Genomic DNA, 19,222 nt, shown 5'->3' with positions numbered 1-19,222 from the left:
GTTTTAGCGAACTGAGTCACAATTTAAGCAACTTGTATATTTTAAATACATATTCCACTAAACATTTAAGTCTATTATGCTTGAGTTATCTAATTGTTAAGTATGTATGATGGAACAGCAAACTTTATTACAAGAACTGAACTCTCTCATTGAATACTATTCAAAAAGAACCGATTGCCCACCTACTCGAATACGCATTGGCTATAGAGCGTATGCAAAGCTCATGCAATGCCCGCCTTTTGCAGATGAAGTAATGAACTCGGCGCTAGATCCAAATAAACGAAAATATAAAAAGATAAAGATTAAAATTACCAAAGATGATGACCAATTAGAGCTTGAGTAAGTTTATAAAAATTAAGCATTTCTTTTCTTTTAAAGTCAAAAAGCCCATGAACTGAGCTTTTATCTTCTATATAAATCAGCTTTTAAAACTCGACTTGTACCGTAACCGTATCTTGATACGTTCCCGCTGGTACTGTGTCTGCATTTTCATCGACAATTTTTGTGGTAAAGACATAGCTCTGCTGCGTCACTCCGTTATGTACACCGGGGTTAAGAGTCGCATTTAAACTCGACCAACGCTCGTTACCACTACCCCATCGATCATTCGATGAGTTTTTGAAAATATCGTATTTTAAATATGTATTTCCCGTTTGTGACTTCATCGCTCGTTGGTTGCCGTTTTGCGGGGAAAGCCCATTATTTAAACTCACATAATATGGCGTATTTACAGAGCAACGTATTCCCATAGACGACTGCACAGGCTCAAGCTTAGAAGCAAAAGCGGCCGTACCAAAGTTTACGTCTTGCGTTAAAATTCGGCAGTCCGGAAGCACAGTAATGGAGAGTGAACCAAGCGAGTCTGCTCCACTTCCCCAATTAAAGCCAATTCCTAATGCCCCACGTCTAAATCCTGGGCTTTCAAAGAAGACCCCGATTCCCACAATCGCAACTGCGGGTACAGAATAAAACCATTTTACTTTTAATGGTGAGTCAGCTTGATACACACCCGGTGATACACTTTGCCCAGCCGGAAGGCGGATATAGAAAGGCAAGTTGCCATCTGGCCCACTAAAAAGATTGACCAGCGTAAAGCTACTCATGTCTTTTTCTTGGCCTAAACTAATGATTTCATTGTTACTGTCTAAAATAACAGCATTGAGTTTTTCACCAGTTTGAGCATTGGTAAATGAATTCGACATTTGCTCAACCCGATATTTTAAATAGGTCATGTTCGCCAAAGCCAAGCTAAAACCCGTACACGACAAACCCGAATTAAACTGTGAAGAGTTTTCACCGTTTTCCGTTAAATAGATAGACGGAACCGAAATAGAAGATGAACCCGAAGCACTCACACTACATGCAGCATGAGCCAAATTTCCAGCCAGCATCAGTCCAGAAAAAATACATAAATGGCGAAGTAATTTTTTTGTTTTTATATTCATGGTAAAGATACCTCATGACACATAACAGGCTTAACCACCACAATCTGTTGCTTGGCTTGTTCTACATCTACAGAAAAATCTGCCTTACATACGCTCTGATCTGAACGTTGAACAGTCACGGTATTGTTCGGTTTTAAGTTTTCTAAATAGACAATGCCATCCATTCCCACATAAGACGACTCTTGGTCAGCTCTATGCACCACAGAACCAACAGGCATAGGTTTGCCGTCTGCTTGAGTTAAATAAACATTGGCGGCAATAGACTGATGAACTGGGAACTTAATCACAACACCCGAGCCACGTTTAGCAGCAATACGTTGTTCAACTTGTGTGATGGTGAAGTTTGAAGGTAAGTCGATTGGGTCGACGCTGTATTTACCCGAATAATAAGGCGTCACCGATGGCACAAAAATATGTCCTTTTTTATTACTGCGGCCAATTAAACTGTTTTCGTATCGAACCAAAACGTCCGGTACTTGGTTGGTATCGATCAATGCAAAAGAATCGCCTAAACGGTTTGAAGCAAATACCTCACCTGCCATATAAATAAGTGAACCTGATAGACCAAACCAGTAGTTATAGTCATGGTTTCCAGACATACCAAAGTCAGTATTGATATAACCGTTGCGGTAATTGACTCGTGCCTGATTTAAATCTTCACTATTTTCATTATAGCGTCGGGTTAAATCGACACCGAAACCACCTTCAGATGGTACAGAACGGTTGAAATTAACATAGCCCGTATCGCCCTCTTTATTAAATGCATAACCCGAGTTTACAGTCGCGTTGCGTTGGAACAGTGGTATCGAAAGCTGAAATGCAGCACTCCACTCTTTTTCAATAAAATCACGGTTAGCACTTAATGAAACGGTCACCCCATTCATATAAGTCGGTAAAACAGGTGCCCATGACAAGTTTAAAAAGCGGTTTTTAAAGTCATTTGCTTTGGTATCAATATAACCCACACCAAAGGTTCCTGAGTTTTTAGTTGCAAAGTAAGTATTGGCCGTTAAGCTTTTATTGCTATTGACCGAAATTAAATTGCTATATTGCAGCCGTGAAAGATCGGTATATTCATCATCACGTTGGTTATGGTTAATGCTAAAACCAAAGCGATTACGGTTATAGCTGTACCCGACTGTATATTGCTTACCCTCTAAGTCTTTGGTGCGATCTTCAGACATAGATTTGTCGGCCTTACTTTGGCTAAAAGAAGCACTCAGCACACCTAAGTTTGCAAGCTTGAGTACAGACCCTGCACCAAATAACTGTAAGTCTGAGGAAAGCTCAGTACGACCTTCTACGGTAAACCAGTCATTTACCCCATAACGGGCGTCGGCTGTACTTGCAAACTTTCCATAAGAGAAATTTTTAAGTCCGTAGTCTTCACGAATTTTCCCTAAGGATAATGAATAGTCAAATAGGCCGGGCTTTAACAAAGTATTAGAAATATAAAACGGTACGGCAGTGGTAACCTGACGTCCGACTGCATCGGTCGTGACAACAACGGCTTCACCTTTACCATTAATAAAGGGAACATTATTTAATATAAACGGACCAGACTGTACTTCTGTTGAGCTGGTCTTTTGCCCATTAATAATTAAATCGACTGTACTTGGTAAAGCAGCTTGCCCAATAAACTGTGGTAAGGGATAAGTAATTAAATCTGGTCGGGTTGAATAGTTTCTTTGTACCTGAAAACCGCCCAGACGGACAGAACTTCCCCAAGTCGTTTTACTACCAGTAATAATGTCACCCAGTACAAAAGACGTAGCATTCTTTTGGTTATCAAATTGCCAAGATGTGTCATAACGACGGTAGCCGTCATTGTCTAGTGACTCGGTATTACCTTCATTTTTATATTGGTTTTTGACATAGACCCCAGAGTTTTTAATGACCCCTAACGGAGAGAAAAAGCGCTGTTCTGTAAATAAACTACTGGTTGATCCACCCTGATGCGGTCTATAAGTATAAAAATCATAGTTATTGAGCAGCCCTATACCCGACTGAGCAACGACAGGTTTATACCATGAGTCTTTACCCAAAACTTGAGTCGGCATCCAAGCAGGTGGAAAGTTAAGCTTAAAATATTGATTTGATGATTGATATTCATAGCTTACATCTTTCAACTTATCTAAAGATATCCAGTCACTCGCATCACCACTAAACCCCAAAGTTAAGATATCTTGATTGGTTAAAGTAGTGTCGTTGTTTGTCAGTAGCTCCTGAGGAATTTGAATTTCCAACTCATCAATCAGCTTGTTTTTTTGTATGAAGTACTCATCATTTTTAACAATAACAGGTACAACCTGCTGCACTGAATATTGGTTTACAACCAAGTCTAGATATAGCTTAAACAGTTGATTAATTTCGTTAATATCTTTTGGTGGTGGAGGCAAATCGCCAGCAAAAGCAATATTTGGAATATTTAAGCATCCACCCGACAACAAAATTAGTAAAATACTTTTGCATAAATTATTATGCCGAAGGATCATGTTGGATCCTCCATTTTGCTAATTTCGATCAACTCTTGTTTTATGCCTGAGCTATCAACACCATAAATTTTAGAAGTTTTTAACAACTCATTTGCAGTCGATTTATCGATAGCAAACTTCACGGTACTATTCGATAAAACATAGCCAAAAGCAGCTTTCCCTAAAGAAATATCATGGCCAGTTTTTGAAGTTTTAAGTGCCGAAAGGCGAGCAAATTTCTGTCCATTATTTTTTAAATATAGCTCAGACTGACCTTGGGCATTGTTGCGGACTGACCATTGTAAAACCGGTTTGGCTAAAGGATTTTTTGCATTCGCTTTTTGGCTTTCTTCAGTTAAACCACTACCCATACCTTTTCCATAGGCAAATAACGGAATGGAGTAACGCATTTGGAAACTCACTTTAGAGGCGTCTTGCTCGTTTCCATCAGACAGGCGAATCGGTAACTCATCTACAATCAAACGATATGACTGTTCTTTGCCGTCTGGCAAATTGGCACTTTTGGTTAAACGAAGCATGTGCTTCTCACCTGCTTTAATTTTAGCTACAGGTGGACTAGGTATAATTTCTGATTGCTCGCTATAGTTATTTTTTAAGCCTTCTTGGTTCCATTTAAACACCCGAATTTGTACCATCGCGTCGGTCTTGCCAGTATTTTGGAGCCAAACCGCAGTTGCTTTTTCATTGGCTTCAATTTTTGGATAAATAGGCCAAATTAAAAAAGTTGCTTGTGCCATCACAGGTGTAACAAGTGATAATGTACTTGCAAATAAAAAAGATTTTAAAATGCCATTTTTAATAAATGCAGAATTGTTCATACAAATCACCATGTAATCATTATTGAAACAGTATCTTTATAAATTCCGGCCGTATGTGGTTCATTATTATTTTCTAAATTAACGACACCATATATTTCAAAATTTGCCAGACGGTTTGTAGGTGTTGTAGCAGGCAATAAATATTTATTACCAACAATATATTCAGTAGAAAAACTGCTAGAGTTATATAATTTATAAGGTAAATAATTCGAAGATGAACCATTTTTCATGCGTCTTACATTATTCTGTAGATTTTCACCACCATCTATAGAAATACTAACAGGTAAACTTTCTGTACAACGAATATTCCAAGATTCTTTGCTATTTATAATATTGGAAATGACTTTATCTTTTGATAAAGCTGAATACTGACCAAAATCCATTTTTTGTTCGATATTATCTATTGAGCATCCATTTTCAATTTTAGCTTGAACTTTAAAACTAGAATTTAATTGAGGATCTACCGCATATATAAATGGACTTACAGATAGCAATAATATTGCTTTAAAATAAAAATATTTCATTTTCTTAAAACTCAATTGTAATTGGCACTATATCTGTATACTCACCCTTAGATATACGTCCACCATCGTGTATGGCTTGACCAAAAATATCGATATTATTTTTAGTATTCATATCATTAAGAATAAAAGCATCGTTCGCTCTAATGACCTGTTTATTTAAACCATAGAGCAAGTTATAAGCAACAAAATCTCTACCATTACTTAATGCATGATAATAATTTTGTAAAAATGAAGCAGGAACTTTACTATCATTATTTCCAGAACCAAATATTATTTTTACAGTAGAAATACCAGCACACTCTATCTGCAATCCAGAGTTTCCATTATTTACTAAAGTTGCGTCGATCACCCCATTAAAACCAGTCGAGGTTTCACCAAAATCAACAGTTCCGAAATTTAAATTTGTCGCATTATTTTCAACAACTTTATTATTGATAGAACAAGAAGGTAATAATTCAATTTGATTTGTTAATTTAGCTCCAATCCCACCCGCATTTAATGAAGAAACTAAAAAATAAGAAATTATAAATATAGAACCGCGATTGAATACCATCTTCCCTCCATTTAAAACAGGTTCACTCACTTTTAAGCAAACCTGCCACTCAATTAATTATTTATTTTTATATTTAGAAATTTACAGTAACTAATAGAGTATCTTTATAATCACCTTGAGCTTTTGCTGTGCCAGTGTTTGGAGCGATTGCACCGAAAATTGGTACTGCTGTAGCTTGGCCACTCACTGTAGTGAACTGTTGTGGCTGGTTTACAACATAAAGGTTTGTACGAGCAGCATCGCGATAAACGTTATATGCAACTACATCAGCAGAAGCAGTATTTTTTAAAGTACGGTCTGTACGTTCACCACCATCAATTGCAACTGTAAAATCAACAGGATCCGTGCCATCACAAGTCACAGAAATATTACCGCCTGTTGCTGCTGAAGCGACTTCAGCTGTTAATACGTTGTTCCAAGTACCGGAAGTTTTACCAAAATCTAAAGTACCAAACTTGTTCATATTCCCTTCAGTTTGACTACCACCTACAGTACAGCCTGTTGAGATATTTAATTTAACGTCAACCTGTCCAGTAACAGCCGCTTGAGTATTTACTGCATAACCAGCAACTATTAATGCTGCAAGAAGTGATTTCTGAATGTTTTTCATATTCATAACCTACATATATAATGATTAATTTTGTAGAACAAAATGAATCAAACGTAATAAATAAAATATGTCCAATTTGTTTTATATATAAAACAAACTACCTTTTACTATTGTGTGATTCCTTTCACAATTTAATAACAATTATTTAACTTGTATACACACATTACAAAAAGACTATGTTTACTTATTTAAAATTCTTTTTTTAATACCTATAAAAATACACAATTAAATACCCACCCCTACTTTAAAAAAAACTCAAAAAAATAAAGAAAATAAATATCATTAACCAAATAAAAATTAGTCAATATTCATTGAAATACAATTATTTATAAACTTAAAAAAATTGCATACTATTTACTCTATTTTAAATAGGTCATCCGACCTATTTAAACCATTTCTAAAGAAACAAAACCAAGTCACTCGACCTATTTTTAAATTTTAAATTGGGTCAAATGACCGAGATAAAAAAATTATGGGTCATGCGACCTATAATTAGTTTAATAGAATTTAAATATTTTATTTATATTTTTCTAATTTCATGGTTTAGAATGCCTTTTTTTAAATAGTACTTACAGGCGGGATAATGATCAAAATTGATACCTTTGATACTATGCAAATAAAGAAGTCCTTTACCACACTAAAAGGTCAAGAAAGAATAAAGCAAATCTTAAAAAATGCTGAGATGGTTTTTATTACTAAAGGTTATTCTGGGTTTAGCATGCGAGGAGTTGCAGCTCAATCAAATATTAGTTTAAGCACCTTGCAGCATTATTTTCAAAATAAAGATATTTTATTAAAAGCTTTACTCGATAAATTAATTTGTGACTACATACAACGGATTGAAATTTTAATTAATTTAAATGCAAATGAACCACCCTTGCATCGGTTTATGAATATTATCACCAATATAATATACGAAATAGAACAACCGGTCATTACGCATACATTTAAAGAGGTCTTTTCTATTTCTGACCATTTACCTTATGCACATGAATCTTTGTCAATGATACAAAAGTATAATTTTGAACTTATATATAAAATCATACTCCCTATTCATAATGAAATATCATCAGAAGAATATAAAGAAAGAGCTATAATTATAATTACACAACTTAACGGTTATTTAGTTCAACATTCGAACAAAAATACAGATGAATGCTATAAACAATTTTTAAGAAATATACTTTTAAAAAATATATCAAGATTAGTGAGTGAACCATAAGATTAAAAACATAGGAGCATTTCTCCTATGTTTTTAATATAAAATCTTCCTATCTTATTCCGACATTACTGTTAAAAAATAACCATAAGAAATGATTGAAAAATAAGCTCATCTTATTTTCTGTTGAAGAATAAATTAAATCAAAACATAATAGTCGCAATGATCAAAATTGAAATTTCAAACTTTTAGAGAATCTTAATGAATAATGCTAAAGCATTAAAATTTATAAGCTTTGTGCTCGCTTTTTTATGGATTTATCAAGGACTCATTCCTAAACTAATTTTTATTAACTCTGACGAAATCTTTGTATGGCAAACAATCGGACTTTCTTTTGAGTATGCAAAACTTGCAGGGCGCGCCAGCGGTATAGCTGAAATTATTTTTGGTTTATTGTTTCTTTTTTCTACTCATAAATACATTCACTATTTAAGTATTTTAGGTTTATTCGGCTTACTGCTTTTAATTGGTGTTTTAAAACCATCTACACTTATCTCGCCTTATAACCCTATCGTAATGAATATTTCGATGATAAGTTTATCAATTATCTATTTGCTTTTATTAAAAGAGCAAACAACTCATTTTCATAAAACTGCTTAATAGCGTTAAGTTTTTAAAAAATTTATAGAGATTTCAATGAGTTTATCTAGTCGTGAAGTTGGCTGTGTAGTTATCACTGGAAGCACAAAAGGTATTGGTTTAGCACTCGCCCACGCTTTTTTAGATCTGGGATGTTCAGTTGTGATTGCTGGACGGAACACGGAGCATCTTCACCATGCTCTTTCTCATTTAGAAACTCAATTCAATAAAGAGAATTTTATTGGCTTATGCTGTGATGTGACACAAATTACGGATGTACAAGCCTTATGGGATGGAGCAATTCAGCATTTTGGACAAGTCAATGTATGGATTAATAACGCAGGCAGCTGCCACCCAACAAAAGAGTTTATTAACCTTCAGCCAGATGAATTAAATGCAGCCATTTCGACGAATATTTTGGGCACAATGCTTGGTTCTCAAGTGGCTCTAAAAGGCATGCTCAAACAGGGTCATGGTCAAATTTTTAATATGGAAGGCTGGGGAAGCAACGGCGAATGGAGTGCTGGAATGACTCCTTACGCAACCACCAAACGAGCGGTTAGTTATTTTAGTAAAGCGCTTTATAAAGAGACTAAGTCGACCTCTATTTTAACTGGCACTCTTAGTCCCGGTATGGTGGCAACCGACTTGTTAGTTTCATCTTGGACCCATGGCAATATACAAAACTGGAAAAAGATGAAACGCTTATTCTTCTTTGTAATTGACCCACCTGAAGTTGTTTGTGCGTATTTAGCAAAACAAATTATTCAAAATAAAAAAGCTAACCGTCGCATCGCATGGATAACACCTTGGAAACTTTTCCTTAGATTTTTACAGCCTTACTACTGGCGCAGAAATCCTGTTAAAGGCACAGCCTTAGAGCATCTCTAGTTTAACTTAATATGATTAGCCATTTAACTTACTAAAGTAAGCCAGTTTGATTGGTAAATGGAGGACTTCGTTGTTAGGTACTTCCTCCTATAGAAAAGCTCAGTAAAAGTTCTTTTAAAGCCATTACTGAGCGTTATAACTAATCAGTTCCCTCATTCTCTGAGGCATTATCTTTATTTAGAATACGTCCTTCCCGCTTTGGTCGAATTAATGGTGCAGTTGGTCTTGGATGATAAGTATGGGTATATTGCATACCTACTCCTGCATTTACGTCATCTGCTGCGATTTCAGTCTCAAAGCGTTCATTATCAAGATCGCGTATTTCCTCGGTAATTCTTTCTACTTCGTCTTCATCTACACCAAGTTCTTGTAAAATCACTCCACCAAACTTAATCGCAGATTCAAACGTTTCACGGATCATAAAGTCTACTTTTTGTTTGACTAAATGCAGTGAATGCTCACGGTCATATGAACGGACTAATAATTTTGCCAAAGGAAATTCGTGAGTAACCAATTCAACAATTCGATTAGTCGTTTCCTTACTATCTACACACACCACAATCGCCTGTGCTGTTGCAGCACCGGAAGCATGTAAAATATCTAGGCGACAGCCATCCCCATAATAAATTTTAAAACCAAACTTTTCAGCGTTTCGAATCATGTCGGTATTATTATCAATAATGGTGACATCTACGCCTCTTGCCAACAGTAATTGACTGGTGACCTGCCCAAAGCGCCCGAAGCCAATCATTAAAACACTACCGCTTAGTCCATCAGCAATATTGATGTCTTCCAATGAAACCTTTGCTTTAGCTTGAGTAAATCGTTTAAAAATAATACCGACAATTGGAGTCAATACCATTGAAAGTACAACAATCGCAGTTAAGTTAGATTTAACAGTACTATCAATAACTTGGGCACTTAATGCAGCAGAGAAAAGTACAAACGCAAACTCTCCCCCTTGAGCCATCAGTAAAGCGCGGTCTAATGCTTCTGTATGAGGACTTTTGGTTACTCGAGCGACAATATAAATCATGAGCGCTTTAACAAACATCAGGGCCACTACGCCACTTACAATGAGTTGCCAGTTTTGAGCAACCACTGATAAGTCCAATGACATGCCGACCCCAAGGAAAAATAGGCCCAGTAAGATTCCACGGAATGGCTCAATATCAGCTTCAATTTGATGTCTAAAGGTTGATTCAGATAAAAGTACACCCGCCAAGAAAGCACCCATTGCCATAGTCAAACCGCTGACTTGCATGAGTAACGCCGCTCCCAACACAACCAATAAAGCAGCCGCAGTCATGACTTCTCGGGCTTTAGCAGCGGCCAATAGTCTAAATAACGGATTAAGTAACCAATATCCTGCCGCAATAAGCCCTGCAATTGCGAGCAAACCAATTCCTATATTTTCTAGACGTACCGATGTGCTTTCGACCACATGATTCGGTGCCATAAAAGCAACAATAGCCAGCAATGGCACAATGAGTAAATCTTCGAATAGTAAGATGGCTACAATCTTTTGCCCACGTGGCTGAGTCAAATCACCCCGATCACCCAATAACTGCATCACAATCGCAGTCGAGGTTAAGACGAACCCTGCCGCACCAATAAAAGCGACTTGCCAAGTAAAACCAAATAACAACCCAACGCCAGTCAAAGCTAGCGCACAAATGATGATCTGTAGTGTACCAAGGCCAAAAATTTCGCGTCTAAGACTCCATAAATGCGATGGTTGCATTTCCAAACCAATCACAAATAGATACATCACAATTCCTAATTCGGCAATATGTAAAATTGCGGTGGAATCTTGAAAAAAGGCAAAACCGAATGGGCCAATAATCAGACCCGCAATTAAATAACCTAATACTGAACCCAAGCCAATACGTTTAAAAATAGGGACTGCAATGACAGCCGCTGCCAATAAAACTACGGGGGCAACCAAGCTAATTGAATGTGCTTCTGAGCTCATACATTTCTCATTTTATTTATCTGCAATTCATTCTATGTGAAAGCATGTTTAAGGGCGATTATTAGTTTTGAGAAGAAGTATCCTAAAAACAAAATGGCTTCAATCGTCCGAAAATGAAAATTTAGAGTACCCATATGAAAAAAAATATATATCTTTTTTCAGGTTCATAATTAAGCACTCGTAAAAAAAGCCCTTACGGGCTTTTTTTTATTAAACAACAAATTTCAACATGAGCTGAATAACCGTTGCATTAATTAAATCGACAAAGAATGCACCACAAAGCGGAACAATTAAAAATGCCTTATGCGATGGACCATACATGTTGGTAATCGCTTGCATATTTGCCACGGCTGTTGGTGTTGCACCCATACCAAAACCACAATGACCTGCTGCTAACACTGCTGCATCGTAGTTTTTGCCCATAACGCGGAACGTCACAAATGCTGCATATAAAGCCATGGTCAATGTTTGAGCACCCAAAATCACCACAAGCGGACCAGCTAGGTCGGCAAGTTGCCAAAGCTTTAATGAAAGCAATGCCATTGCTAAATAAAGCGACAAAGATGCATTACCAAACACATCAATCGCACGGTCGAAAATATCAATTTTCAACACACTTTCTAAAATATTTCTTAAGATTACACCGCCACCAAGTGCCCAAACGAAAGTTGGTAACTCAAACCATGTTCCCTTACTAAAGCCAGTCATAAACTCAGCAAACGCCAAACACGCTGCAAACATACCCAGCGTGGTAATTGCATTATCGGCTGTAATTAAACGAACTTGATGCGGGTTTTCAAACGGCGCCAGGTCATCTGAATTTTGTTCAACATGCGTATCGCGATGTTGGATTTCAGCATTAGTTTTCGGTTGAGCAAGGCTATAACGGTTAATGAGTAATTTAGCTAACGGACCACCAATCACACCACCAATAATCAAACCAAACGTTGCACTCGCCATACCCAGTGCTAAAGCACCTTGAATGCCATGCTGACTTTCTAAGATTTCACCCCATGCACCTGCTGTACCATGACCACCCGTTAAAGTGATTGAACCTGCAATCAAACCAATCAGTGGGTCTAGACCCAATAAAGTCGCAAGGCTCATACCTACAGCATTTTGCACAACAATAAATGAGGCCACACAAATTAAGAAGATGACTAAAGCAGTACCACCTTCTTTAAGCTTCATAAAATTGGCACTTAAACCAATTGAAGCAAAGAACACGAGCATAAAGCTAGTTTGTAATTCGCTACTAAAAACAATGCTGTACCCCCACAAAGTGTGGACGAGTAAAGAAACTACAGCAGCAACCAAACCACCCGCTACAGGTTCAGGGATATTATAACGTTTTAAAAAATCAATCCGATTGACAAGAAAGCGGCCCAACAATAAAACAATGACCGCCGAAATTAGTGTATAAAAACCATTAAATACAAATTCCATATATATTACATAGACTACTTTCTGATTACATTCCTAATCGATTGTAAAATAATTATATTTTATTTTTTAATATGTAAAAAAAACACAAATAAACTTTACAAAATTACCCTACCAATAAATTTTTAGTATTCTTAAAAATAGCTTAAATTTTTAAATATTTTATAAATAATTTTCTAAAAATATTTATTTAATTACTAGAATCAACAATTTAATCAATAAAAATCCCAATTTAAAGATCTTTATGTTTTGATATCTTAAGCAGAAAATACTGTCTTTTAAGTCACTGAACTCGCTTTTCATTACCGTTAATATGCCTCAAAGACCAGCTCGTTATTTGCTCTGGGCAACATCTTTATAGGTTTTATATTCAATGAGTTTATTGCTTAAAGTTCGACAGAATGTTCCTCAAGTGAAGTCGCTTAAAACATCTCTTAAAAAGCATGCTGGTCAGAAATTACCTCACATGCTAACCAATGCATCAGATCTGTTTTTTAGAGGTCCTCAAATTGCCTTGTCAGGAAAAGCACCTTTTGATGTGATTTATAAGCATGAGATTATGAGTTTACGTCACTATAGAAATGAGACTGAAGCTCCTACACATAAACACCGCGTACCGTTAGTGATTGTTCCGCCATTGGCAGTGAACATGCTCATTTACGATTTATTCCCTACACGCAGCCTTATACGTTACTTTTTAGCTCAAGGTTTTGATGTCTATTTAATAGACTGGGGTGTACCAACCCGCCACCAAGCAAAATACAATTTTGGCACCTACATTAAAGTTTTTATGCCTGAAATGTTAAAGCAAGTCCGTGCACATAGTGGACAACAGCAGCTTTCATTACATGGCTGGAGTTTAGGCGGTGCACTTTCACTCTGCTATACCGCATTATTTAAAGATAAAGATATTAAAAATCTGATTATTCTCGCTTCACCTATCGACACCCATAAAGCAGGTTATATGGGTAAACTCTATGGCAGCTTGACTAAACCTGCACAGTGGGTTCGTAAGCACACCCCTTTCCGTATTCGCCAACATGTACCAAGTGAAGTGTTTCATATTCATGGCTGGCAAAACACGCTTGGCTTTAAGCTAACTGACCCGATTGGAAATTTAAAAACCTATTGGCAGCTTTTTAAAAATCTTGATAACCGTGAATTTATTGTTGACCATGCTACGTCTAGTTCATTTATCGACAATATGTTGGCGTATCCGGGTGGTGTGATGCGCGATATCATTCTACGTTTCTGGATAGATAATGAACTCTCAACAGGTGTAATCAAATTTGGCGAACTTACAGCTTATTTAAAAGATATTAATTGTTCAGTGTTAGCTGTAGGGGGCGATACAGACATTATTGTGACCGCCGACGCAGTGAAACCGCTTATGGATTTAATTAGTAGCCAAGATAAAACTTTTAAAGTGGTTCCAGGCGGCCATATGGGTGTTGTTTCTGGTAGCCAAGCTCCAAGTTCTGTTTGGCCTGAAATGAGTAATTGGTTAGCTACACGTTCAGATTAAATCTAGTCAAAAAAGTAAGCCAGCGTAGTCATCTCTACGCTGGTTAAAAATTCAAATTTTAACTCATTCTTCTATATCATTTTATTGATTGATAACATGTTCACTTGCTTATCACAATTTACAAGTTAGATTTTTAAAACATTACGCTCCTTCACTTATTTAATATATTGCATACTCAAAAAATATGAATTTTATTCATTAAAAAATTATTTTCATAAAACAACATTTTATCAAATGTTAAAAAATTTTAAATCCAAATAGCTCCCGCCAAATAATTAATTTAACTTTTAAAATTAGCTTTCTAAAGACGATGTTACTTTTTGTTATTTATGTAAAGCTCATCTCAACAATATTTTTAACTAAATAACTGTAATATAACAATTTCAAATCAAATAATTTTGTAAAATTAGATCATTTTTTATACAAATGTAGGCAATCTCTCACAACTATGTAAGCCAAAGCTTACAACACAAATGATTGTTTTTCCTATAATTAATTTCATTACATATAAGCAATCTTTACTATTAAATAGAAAGCTGAATATTAATAAAGAGATCTGGAGAAAATGATAAAGTCATCTTTATTAATATAAAAACTCTTAATAATAGAAAAAGAATCTCAAAAAATTAATATGTACTATCTTTCCTCTGGAAACAGAGGAAAGATACCTTTTAAAATCTTCAGATAGGATATAGAAAATGTTTATCGCAAAAAATATATTTGTATATTTACTATCAATGTTAGCGTTGTGCTTACTAATTATTTTCTTTAATTATGTAGGAATGAACGAGACGCTTAATCTCTTAATTTCTTCGGCACTCTTCGGAATGTTTATTACGTGGTACTACAAAGGTAGTGGACTGTGTATAGCCCTTTTTAGTTTTTTTTACTGGGCAATGTTTGTGATTAGCCAAAGTTTAGAAGTGATATGGATGCTTTCGGTCTCAATGATTGTATATTTAGTCATGACTAAAATTGTACCTAAACTCAAGCACATCCATATCGGTATAGCTTCAAATAGCTAGAATGGGTTTACTCCCCGATTAACCATTCCAACTTTCTTAACCGTATTAATTTTAGTTTGCTCTGCAATTAATAGTTCATTTAAGAAAAATTTGAGATTTTGTTGATTCAGCAAAATTGGGTTAAAGGTATTCTCTCCCATGCCAAGAAAGAAAGCCTCAATATTTGTATTGCGTTGCACATATTTCATTGACCAACGTTGAAAAGAGTTTTCTTCAATGGAATATGTGCACAACCATTTAATATTGTAATGCCTTTGATCTTTTTGAATCTTCTCAAATAGCTTTTCAACAATCTCTTTTTCGCCTTCTAAACATTGAAAAAATGCATTATCGGCATAATACAGCACCCCACATATCTCGTTTAAATCGTTGAAATCACGAGCTTCAGTCAGGATATCACGCAAATCTTGTAGCAAATCTTCATTATTTTCATTTCGTTGGCTGGCATAACACAGTCGAACGTTCATAAGACTTCCGTGAAATTTAAAATTTCATTACTAATTTAATTTTCAAATTAACACACCTTTCTTAGAATTACTTTATATTTTTTCTTATAAAAATCATAATTTTAGGTATTTTCATAAAAAGCCAAAATTTCGCTCAAACTCCCAAGACTAAAAAATGTATTAAATCCCTAGTACTAGATTTTTTGTTTTATCGTGCTAAATATAGAGTACGGTTGTTGAGTTGTTTGAACATTACAAGTCGCAGTTTGGTTATTTTTTAATAAAAAAAACCACATCGGGTGATGTGGCAAAAGATGTAACGCAATGAACACTGAAACAAATGTATACCAGAGGATATGAGTTTAGAATATAAATCAATTATTAAAATAAACTTAAGAAAGTAATATTAATTAAAGATTTTCTAAAAATTTTGATAAACCTTCAGGTGCTCTTCCTTCTAGTCGACTACTGGTGGTTACACGCACTAAATTACTCCAAGTAATATTGCAGCAATGTCTGGTCAGTTTCTCAATCAGTGAAACATCCTCATGACATGGGATCGACTCAAAACCACCCACCTGCATATAAGCAGCAGCACTAAAACTTAAATTTGCACCATGAATATGATGATGATCCATACAGTCTTGATAATGAGACAAATACTTTTTTTGTTTTTGAGCCGATAAATGACTCAAATCATCTAAAGTGACAATACCGCAAATTGCATCGGTAGGTTGATATCGAATTTGACAACTTAACCAGTCTGAACTAACTATAGTGTCGGCATCTGTACAGGCAATCCAGCTTGCTCCATTTTGAATGAGTTGGCGAATGCCTAAGTCCCGAGCCTTGCCAACGCATTTATAATCACATTCAATCCAATTTACTCCGTAACGCTGTACAACTAAACGCGACATATCTGTACAGCTATCAAGTACAACCATGACCTCGACTTGTTCATCCGGTACTTTCTCTATCGCATCCTGAATTGACTGCAAACAGGCTGGCAAATGTTGCTCTTCATTATGCGCTGGAATTACAACACCTATTTTCATCGTAATTGTTCCCGCTGAGCTGTTGATGAAGGATTAACCGTCCAAACATCGACCATAAAGTCCGGATCGTTTAGGCTTAAATAGTGATGAAATGGAAAATATTGCTGAAAGCTTTGGTGGACTTTTTGGGCATTCAATTCAAAATCCTGAATATCATGTCGCCAATGGCAACACAAAATTTCCCCTTCTGGGTTTAGTGCATGCTTTAATTTTTTAATGAACTCATCTAACTCATCGTATGTGAGGTAATACGCCACTTCGCTAATCACAATCAGGTCAAATTTTTGTTCATACAATTCTTCAGGTATTTTTCTATTTTCAACAGTTACATGCTCAAATGATTGTAATCGCTGAGTCGCCAAATGAACGGCATGCTCAGACACATCTATACATAAAAGATGAGCCGCACGCTTTGCCAAATGAACACTTAAATGCCCATTTGAACAGCCAATTTCTAAAACATTTTGATAGTGTGGTCGTGTTAATAATGCAAGGCAGATTTGTCTTTTACGGGCTTCGTACCAGTGATAATCATAGCCCCATGGATCATTATTACTACGATACAACTCCTCAAAATACATACGAGAATGAGTCACTCAGATATACCTCATAAGGCATTAAAAGACGGCTAATTGCACTTGAAGACAAAACTGCGGAATTTCCTGTGCTTTCATCGGCTTCAAGTTGTGTTTTAAATTGCATAACCGCCTGATGTTTTTTAATTAATTGGTTTTCAGTTAAGGCATAAGCTTTTGCTTTGGACCAATTAATACGTGGGTCTAAAGGCTCTGCCCAATGCCATGCCCAAATCAATACATGTAGACAGAGTAACTGATGAGCTTTTGCAAAGGCCTGTACCGTTTTTCCAACGGCTTCGTGGTCAGGATGGCCATCAAGTGCATAGCTACAAATTAAAATATCTTCAGGCTGAACGATTCTGCTGAGCGCTTGAGTCAACTGATGAGTCTGTAAATGAATCTGACCATCCGTTAGATTTAAAGCAATTCGTTCAGAAAAATCTGACACACCAAGACTGTCTAAAGCAGCTAAAGTTTCTTGTGGCCGTAAATCGTTTAATTCATCTGGACTGTATTTTGTTGAGTGCGGATGGCTTTGTGTTCCATTACTGACAGCCACAATAACAAGGTGACAATTTTCTTTGACTAGCTGTTGCATTAAACCACCACAACCCAGCACTTCGTCATCGGGATGCGGCGCGACAATCACCACTCGTTTAGATTGAAATAACTGTAAATTCAGCCCATCTAACGGATGATTTTTAAATGCCTCTAGCCACCTGAACTTCGGTGTCCCTTCACCTGAAATCACGCGGTCTTCGACCAAGGGATGCGTTAAAGTTCCCATAAGCTTTTCTCCGGCAAACAGAGCTCTGCAATAGACTCATAGTCAAAAGCTGCATGACTCTGTCGAATAAAGACAGGCAAATCAGCAATGAGCTGTGAAAATATAGCTTCTTCACAATAAGGCCGTGCACCTAAAGCTTTGCCAACGAGTTGAATAACACTCTGGCAGCATTGTTCTGTTTGGGCACGTAATATACGGATTTCACGCTCATGGCTGAGCATAGGCTCGTCATCTATAAGCTTGGCAACATATTGAAAATACTGCTTAGTTACAGAGAGCTGTTGAGCTAGCTCTCCTAAGTACATTTTTTTAAATGCGTTTGGATGGGTTTGGCAGCTTTTCTGTAAAAAACTGACTAAGCGTACCGCCGCACCATACCAACACGCAGCGACGCCAGCGGCACCATGCCAAAACCCTGGACGTTCCAAATAGCGATTTGGCTGACCTATAGCAGTAACTGGAGTATTGTCAAAATGTACTTGGGCTGTTCGAGTTCCCTGCATGCCTACTGCTTGCCAGTGGCTGAGGTCAACTTGAACCGAAGGATGAGCCAATTCAACAATACAAAGCTGTGCTTGGCCTTGCTTGTCCTTATAGCTCATTAAAGCTTTTTGAATAAACTCAGCACCTGAACACCAAGTTTTTATACCACTACACTGATTGCTCTCTACTTGTACGGGTGCTGGCCCACCCTCTGCTGCCCATACGGCCCAAGTCTGATCATCTATTTCATCTTGATAGCCAAGCTCATTTAAAATACTTAAGGCATCACAATGTGATTCAAATAATTTAGCTAGACTTAAATCATACCCTGCCACTTGAGCAAACATTTGCCACCGTTGATAGGTTTGACCTGAAGCTGGATAGGGTAAATTTTTAGCTAATCTTACCAATTCGCGAAGCAAATCTTGGCGTAGCTGACTTTTGTTTTCAGCCTGAGCATGCTCGAATTCACTCAACATACTCAAGACAGTCATATTTATAGATATTCTAATATTCATTACAAATAATTATTCAAAAGTATTCACTTAAACATATCGAAATAATTCTGTTTAATTAAAGATATAAAATGTAATGAAAAGATATTTTCTATAACTTTATTAAATGAATATTTCTTTTTATTTCATTGTTATCTAAATATATCGCTTAAGTGAAATTATAAAATAATCATGTAAGGTTTATTAAAAAACAAAGATTTCTCCGATTTTATCCAGTAATTTAGTTTCTACCGTTTTTCTATTTCCAAAGAAGAGG

General features: G+C 36.3%; 19 protein-coding genes. 6 read left to right on the top strand and 13 right to left on the bottom strand.

Annotated elements, in window-relative coordinates; translation table 11 throughout:
• Positions 1-109 precede the first annotated feature (109 nt).
• Positions 110-343, top strand: coding sequence for a hypothetical protein (locus RMA95_RS03870; protein ID WP_025469101.1), 234 nt, complete (start codon positions 110-112; stop codon positions 341-343).
• 82 nt (positions 344-425) lie between these two features.
• On the opposite strand, the gene csuE is transcribed toward RMA95_RS03870, so the two are convergent.
• From csuE to csuAB, 6 genes are all read right to left on the bottom strand, one after another.
• On the bottom strand, positions 426-1,445 hold the full coding sequence (gene csuE / locus RMA95_RS03865) for a Csu fimbrial tip adhesin CsuE (protein ID WP_311069635.1): 1,020 nt from the start codon (positions 1,443-1,445) through the stop codon (positions 426-428).
• A complete protein-coding gene (gene csuD, locus RMA95_RS03860; protein ID WP_311069634.1) occupies positions 1,442-3,940 on the bottom strand; it encodes a Csu fimbrial usher CsuD in 2,499 nt (832 codons plus the stop codon). Before csuD ends, csuE begins: the two co-directional genes overlap by 4 nt.
• Positions 3,937-4,770 (bottom strand): Csu fimbrial biogenesis chaperone CsuC, encoded by an 834-nt coding sequence (gene csuC / locus RMA95_RS03855; RefSeq protein WP_311069633.1) that lies wholly within the window; start codon positions 4,768-4,770, stop codon positions 3,937-3,939. Before csuC ends, csuD begins: the two co-directional genes overlap by 4 nt.
• Positions 4,764-5,282, bottom strand: a complete 519-nt coding sequence (locus RMA95_RS03850) for a spore coat U domain-containing protein (RefSeq protein WP_311069632.1) — start codon at positions 5,280-5,282, stop codon at positions 4,764-4,766. The genes csuC and RMA95_RS03850 overlap by 7 nt, the downstream gene beginning before the upstream one ends.
• Before the next feature lie 4 nt (positions 5,283-5,286).
• On the bottom strand, positions 5,287-5,835 hold the full coding sequence (locus RMA95_RS03845) for a spore coat protein U domain-containing protein (protein ID WP_311069721.1): 549 nt from the start codon (positions 5,833-5,835) through the stop codon (positions 5,287-5,289).
• Between the two features lie 73 nt (positions 5,836-5,908).
• Positions 5,909-6,445, bottom strand: a complete 537-nt coding sequence (gene csuAB, locus RMA95_RS03840; RefSeq protein ID WP_002049140.1) for a Csu fimbrial major subunit CsuAB — start codon at positions 6,443-6,445, stop codon at positions 5,909-5,911.
• Positions 6,446-7,028: 583 nt separating this feature from the next.
• Between csuAB and RMA95_RS03835 the strand changes: the two genes are divergently transcribed.
• The 3 genes from RMA95_RS03835 (at position 7,029) to RMA95_RS03825 (ending at position 9,134) form a co-directional block, all read left to right on the top strand.
• A complete protein-coding gene (locus RMA95_RS03835; protein WP_311069631.1) occupies positions 7,029-7,667 on the top strand; it encodes a TetR/AcrR family transcriptional regulator in 639 nt (212 codons plus the stop codon).
• 198 nt (positions 7,668-7,865) lie between these two features.
• Positions 7,866-8,264 (top strand): DoxX-like family protein, encoded by a 399-nt coding sequence (locus RMA95_RS03830; protein WP_311069630.1) that lies wholly within the window; start codon positions 7,866-7,868, stop codon positions 8,262-8,264.
• A gap of 36 nt (positions 8,265-8,300) precedes the next feature.
• Positions 8,301-9,134, top strand: coding sequence for an SDR family oxidoreductase (locus tag RMA95_RS03825; protein WP_311069629.1), 834 nt, complete (start codon positions 8,301-8,303; stop codon positions 9,132-9,134).
• A 139-nt stretch (positions 9,135-9,273) separates the two neighbouring features.
• Here the strand turns inward: RMA95_RS03825 and RMA95_RS03820 are convergent, their stop codons facing one another.
• Both RMA95_RS03820 and gltS read right to left on the bottom strand, forming a co-directional pair.
• Positions 9,274-11,109: a monovalent cation:proton antiporter-2 (CPA2) family protein gene (locus RMA95_RS03820; RefSeq protein WP_004707961.1), complete on the bottom strand. Its 1,836-nt coding sequence runs from the start codon at positions 11,107-11,109 to the stop codon at positions 9,274-9,276.
• Between the two features lie 210 nt (positions 11,110-11,319).
• Positions 11,320-12,555: a sodium/glutamate symporter gene (gltS, locus tag RMA95_RS03815; protein WP_263614114.1), complete on the bottom strand. Its 1,236-nt coding sequence runs from the start codon at positions 12,553-12,555 to the stop codon at positions 11,320-11,322.
• A gap of 370 nt (positions 12,556-12,925) precedes the next feature.
• Here gltS and RMA95_RS03810 point away from each other — a divergent pair, with 370 nt between their 5' ends.
• Positions 12,926-14,077 carry an alpha/beta fold hydrolase gene (locus tag RMA95_RS03810; protein ID WP_263614115.1) on the top strand — a complete coding sequence of 384 codons (1,152 nt, stop codon included), beginning with the start codon at positions 12,926-12,928 and terminating at the stop codon, positions 14,075-14,077.
• A gap of 698 nt (positions 14,078-14,775) precedes the next feature.
• Positions 14,776-15,102 (top strand): hypothetical protein, encoded by a 327-nt coding sequence (locus RMA95_RS03805; RefSeq protein WP_263614116.1) that lies wholly within the window; start codon positions 14,776-14,778, stop codon positions 15,100-15,102.
• Here RMA95_RS03805 and RMA95_RS03800 read toward each other — a convergent pair.
• The 5 genes from RMA95_RS03800 to RMA95_RS03780 form a co-directional block, all read right to left on the bottom strand.
• Complete coding sequence (locus tag RMA95_RS03800) at positions 15,099-15,569, bottom strand: AnBLUF65 family BLUF photoreceptors (RefSeq protein ID WP_263614117.1); 471 nt, start codon at positions 15,567-15,569, stop codon at positions 15,099-15,101. The genes RMA95_RS03805 and RMA95_RS03800 overlap by 4 nt on opposite strands.
• A 389-nt stretch (positions 15,570-15,958) precedes the next feature.
• Positions 15,959-16,603 (bottom strand): glycosyltransferase, encoded by a 645-nt coding sequence (locus tag RMA95_RS03795; protein ID WP_311069628.1) that lies wholly within the window; start codon positions 16,601-16,603, stop codon positions 15,959-15,961.
• Positions 16,600-17,199 carry a bifunctional 2-polyprenyl-6-hydroxyphenol methylase/3-demethylubiquinol 3-O-methyltransferase UbiG gene (locus RMA95_RS03790; RefSeq protein ID WP_263614119.1) on the bottom strand — a complete coding sequence of 200 codons (600 nt, stop codon included), beginning with the start codon at positions 17,197-17,199 and terminating at the stop codon, positions 16,600-16,602. Before RMA95_RS03790 ends, RMA95_RS03795 begins: the two co-directional genes overlap by 4 nt.
• On the bottom strand, positions 17,174-17,968 hold the full coding sequence (locus RMA95_RS03785) for a PIG-L deacetylase family protein (protein WP_263614120.1): 795 nt from the start codon (positions 17,966-17,968) through the stop codon (positions 17,174-17,176). Before RMA95_RS03785 ends, RMA95_RS03790 begins: the two co-directional genes overlap by 26 nt.
• The gene (locus RMA95_RS03780; protein WP_311069627.1) at positions 17,956-18,930 is read right to left on the bottom strand and encodes an acyl-CoA dehydrogenase; all 975 of its coding nucleotides are present in this window, start codon (positions 18,928-18,930) and stop codon (positions 17,956-17,958) included. Before RMA95_RS03780 ends, RMA95_RS03785 begins: the two co-directional genes overlap by 13 nt.
• Positions 18,931-19,222 lie beyond the last annotated feature (292 nt).

Origin of the sequence: Acinetobacter sp. V110_1 (assembly GCF_031798975.1) — a bacterium.
Classification (GTDB): Bacteria; Pseudomonadota; Gammaproteobacteria; order Pseudomonadales; family Moraxellaceae; genus Acinetobacter; species Acinetobacter nosocomialis_A.
The sequence above is the reverse complement of the archived record's forward strand: the minus strand, read 5'-3'. Positions and strand labels throughout refer to the sequence as shown.

Bases quoted from the DNA above. Each gene is read 5' to 3' on its own strand.
- RMA95_RS03870 (WP_025469101.1), top strand. From the start codon at position 110: ATGGAACAGCAAACTTTATTACAAGAACTGAACTCTCTCATTGAATAC.
- csuE (WP_311069635.1), bottom strand. From the start codon at position 1,445: ATGAATATAAAAACAAAAAAATTACTTCGCCATTTATGTATTTTTTCT.
- csuD (WP_311069634.1), bottom strand. From the start codon at position 3,940: ATGATCCTTCGGCATAATAATTTATGCAAAAGTATTTTACTAATTTTG.
- csuC (WP_311069633.1), bottom strand. From the start codon at position 4,770: ATGGTGATTTGTATGAACAATTCTGCATTTATTAAAAATGGCATTTTA.
- RMA95_RS03850 (WP_311069632.1), bottom strand. From the start codon at position 5,282: ATGAAATATTTTTATTTTAAAGCAATATTATTGCTATCTGTAAGTCCA.
- RMA95_RS03845 (WP_311069721.1), bottom strand. From the start codon at position 5,835: ATGGTATTCAATCGCGGTTCTATATTTATAATTTCTTATTTTTTAGTT.
- csuAB (WP_002049140.1), bottom strand. From the start codon at position 6,445: ATGAAAAACATTCAGAAATCACTTCTTGCAGCATTAATAGTTGCTGGT.
- RMA95_RS03835 (WP_311069631.1), top strand. From the start codon at position 7,029: ATGATCAAAATTGATACCTTTGATACTATGCAAATAAAGAAGTCCTTT.
- RMA95_RS03830 (WP_311069630.1), top strand. From the start codon at position 7,866: ATGAATAATGCTAAAGCATTAAAATTTATAAGCTTTGTGCTCGCTTTT.
- RMA95_RS03825 (WP_311069629.1), top strand. From the start codon at position 8,301: ATGAGTTTATCTAGTCGTGAAGTTGGCTGTGTAGTTATCACTGGAAGC.
- RMA95_RS03820 (WP_004707961.1), bottom strand. From the start codon at position 11,109: ATGAGCTCAGAAGCACATTCAATTAGCTTGGTTGCCCCCGTAGTTTTA.
- gltS (WP_263614114.1), bottom strand. From the start codon at position 12,555: ATGGAATTTGTATTTAATGGTTTTTATACACTAATTTCGGCGGTCATT.
- RMA95_RS03810 (WP_263614115.1), top strand. From the start codon at position 12,926: ATGAGTTTATTGCTTAAAGTTCGACAGAATGTTCCTCAAGTGAAGTCG.
- RMA95_RS03805 (WP_263614116.1), top strand. From the start codon at position 14,776: ATGTTTATCGCAAAAAATATATTTGTATATTTACTATCAATGTTAGCG.
- RMA95_RS03800 (WP_263614117.1), bottom strand. From the start codon at position 15,569: ATGAACGTTCGACTGTGTTATGCCAGCCAACGAAATGAAAATAATGAA.
- RMA95_RS03795 (WP_311069628.1), bottom strand. From the start codon at position 16,603: ATGAAAATAGGTGTTGTAATTCCAGCGCATAATGAAGAGCAACATTTG.
- RMA95_RS03785 (WP_263614120.1), bottom strand. From the start codon at position 17,968: ATGGGAACTTTAACGCATCCCTTGGTCGAAGACCGCGTGATTTCAGGT.
- RMA95_RS03780 (WP_311069627.1), bottom strand. From the start codon at position 18,930: ATGTTGAGTGAATTCGAGCATGCTCAGGCTGAAAACAAAAGTCAGCTA.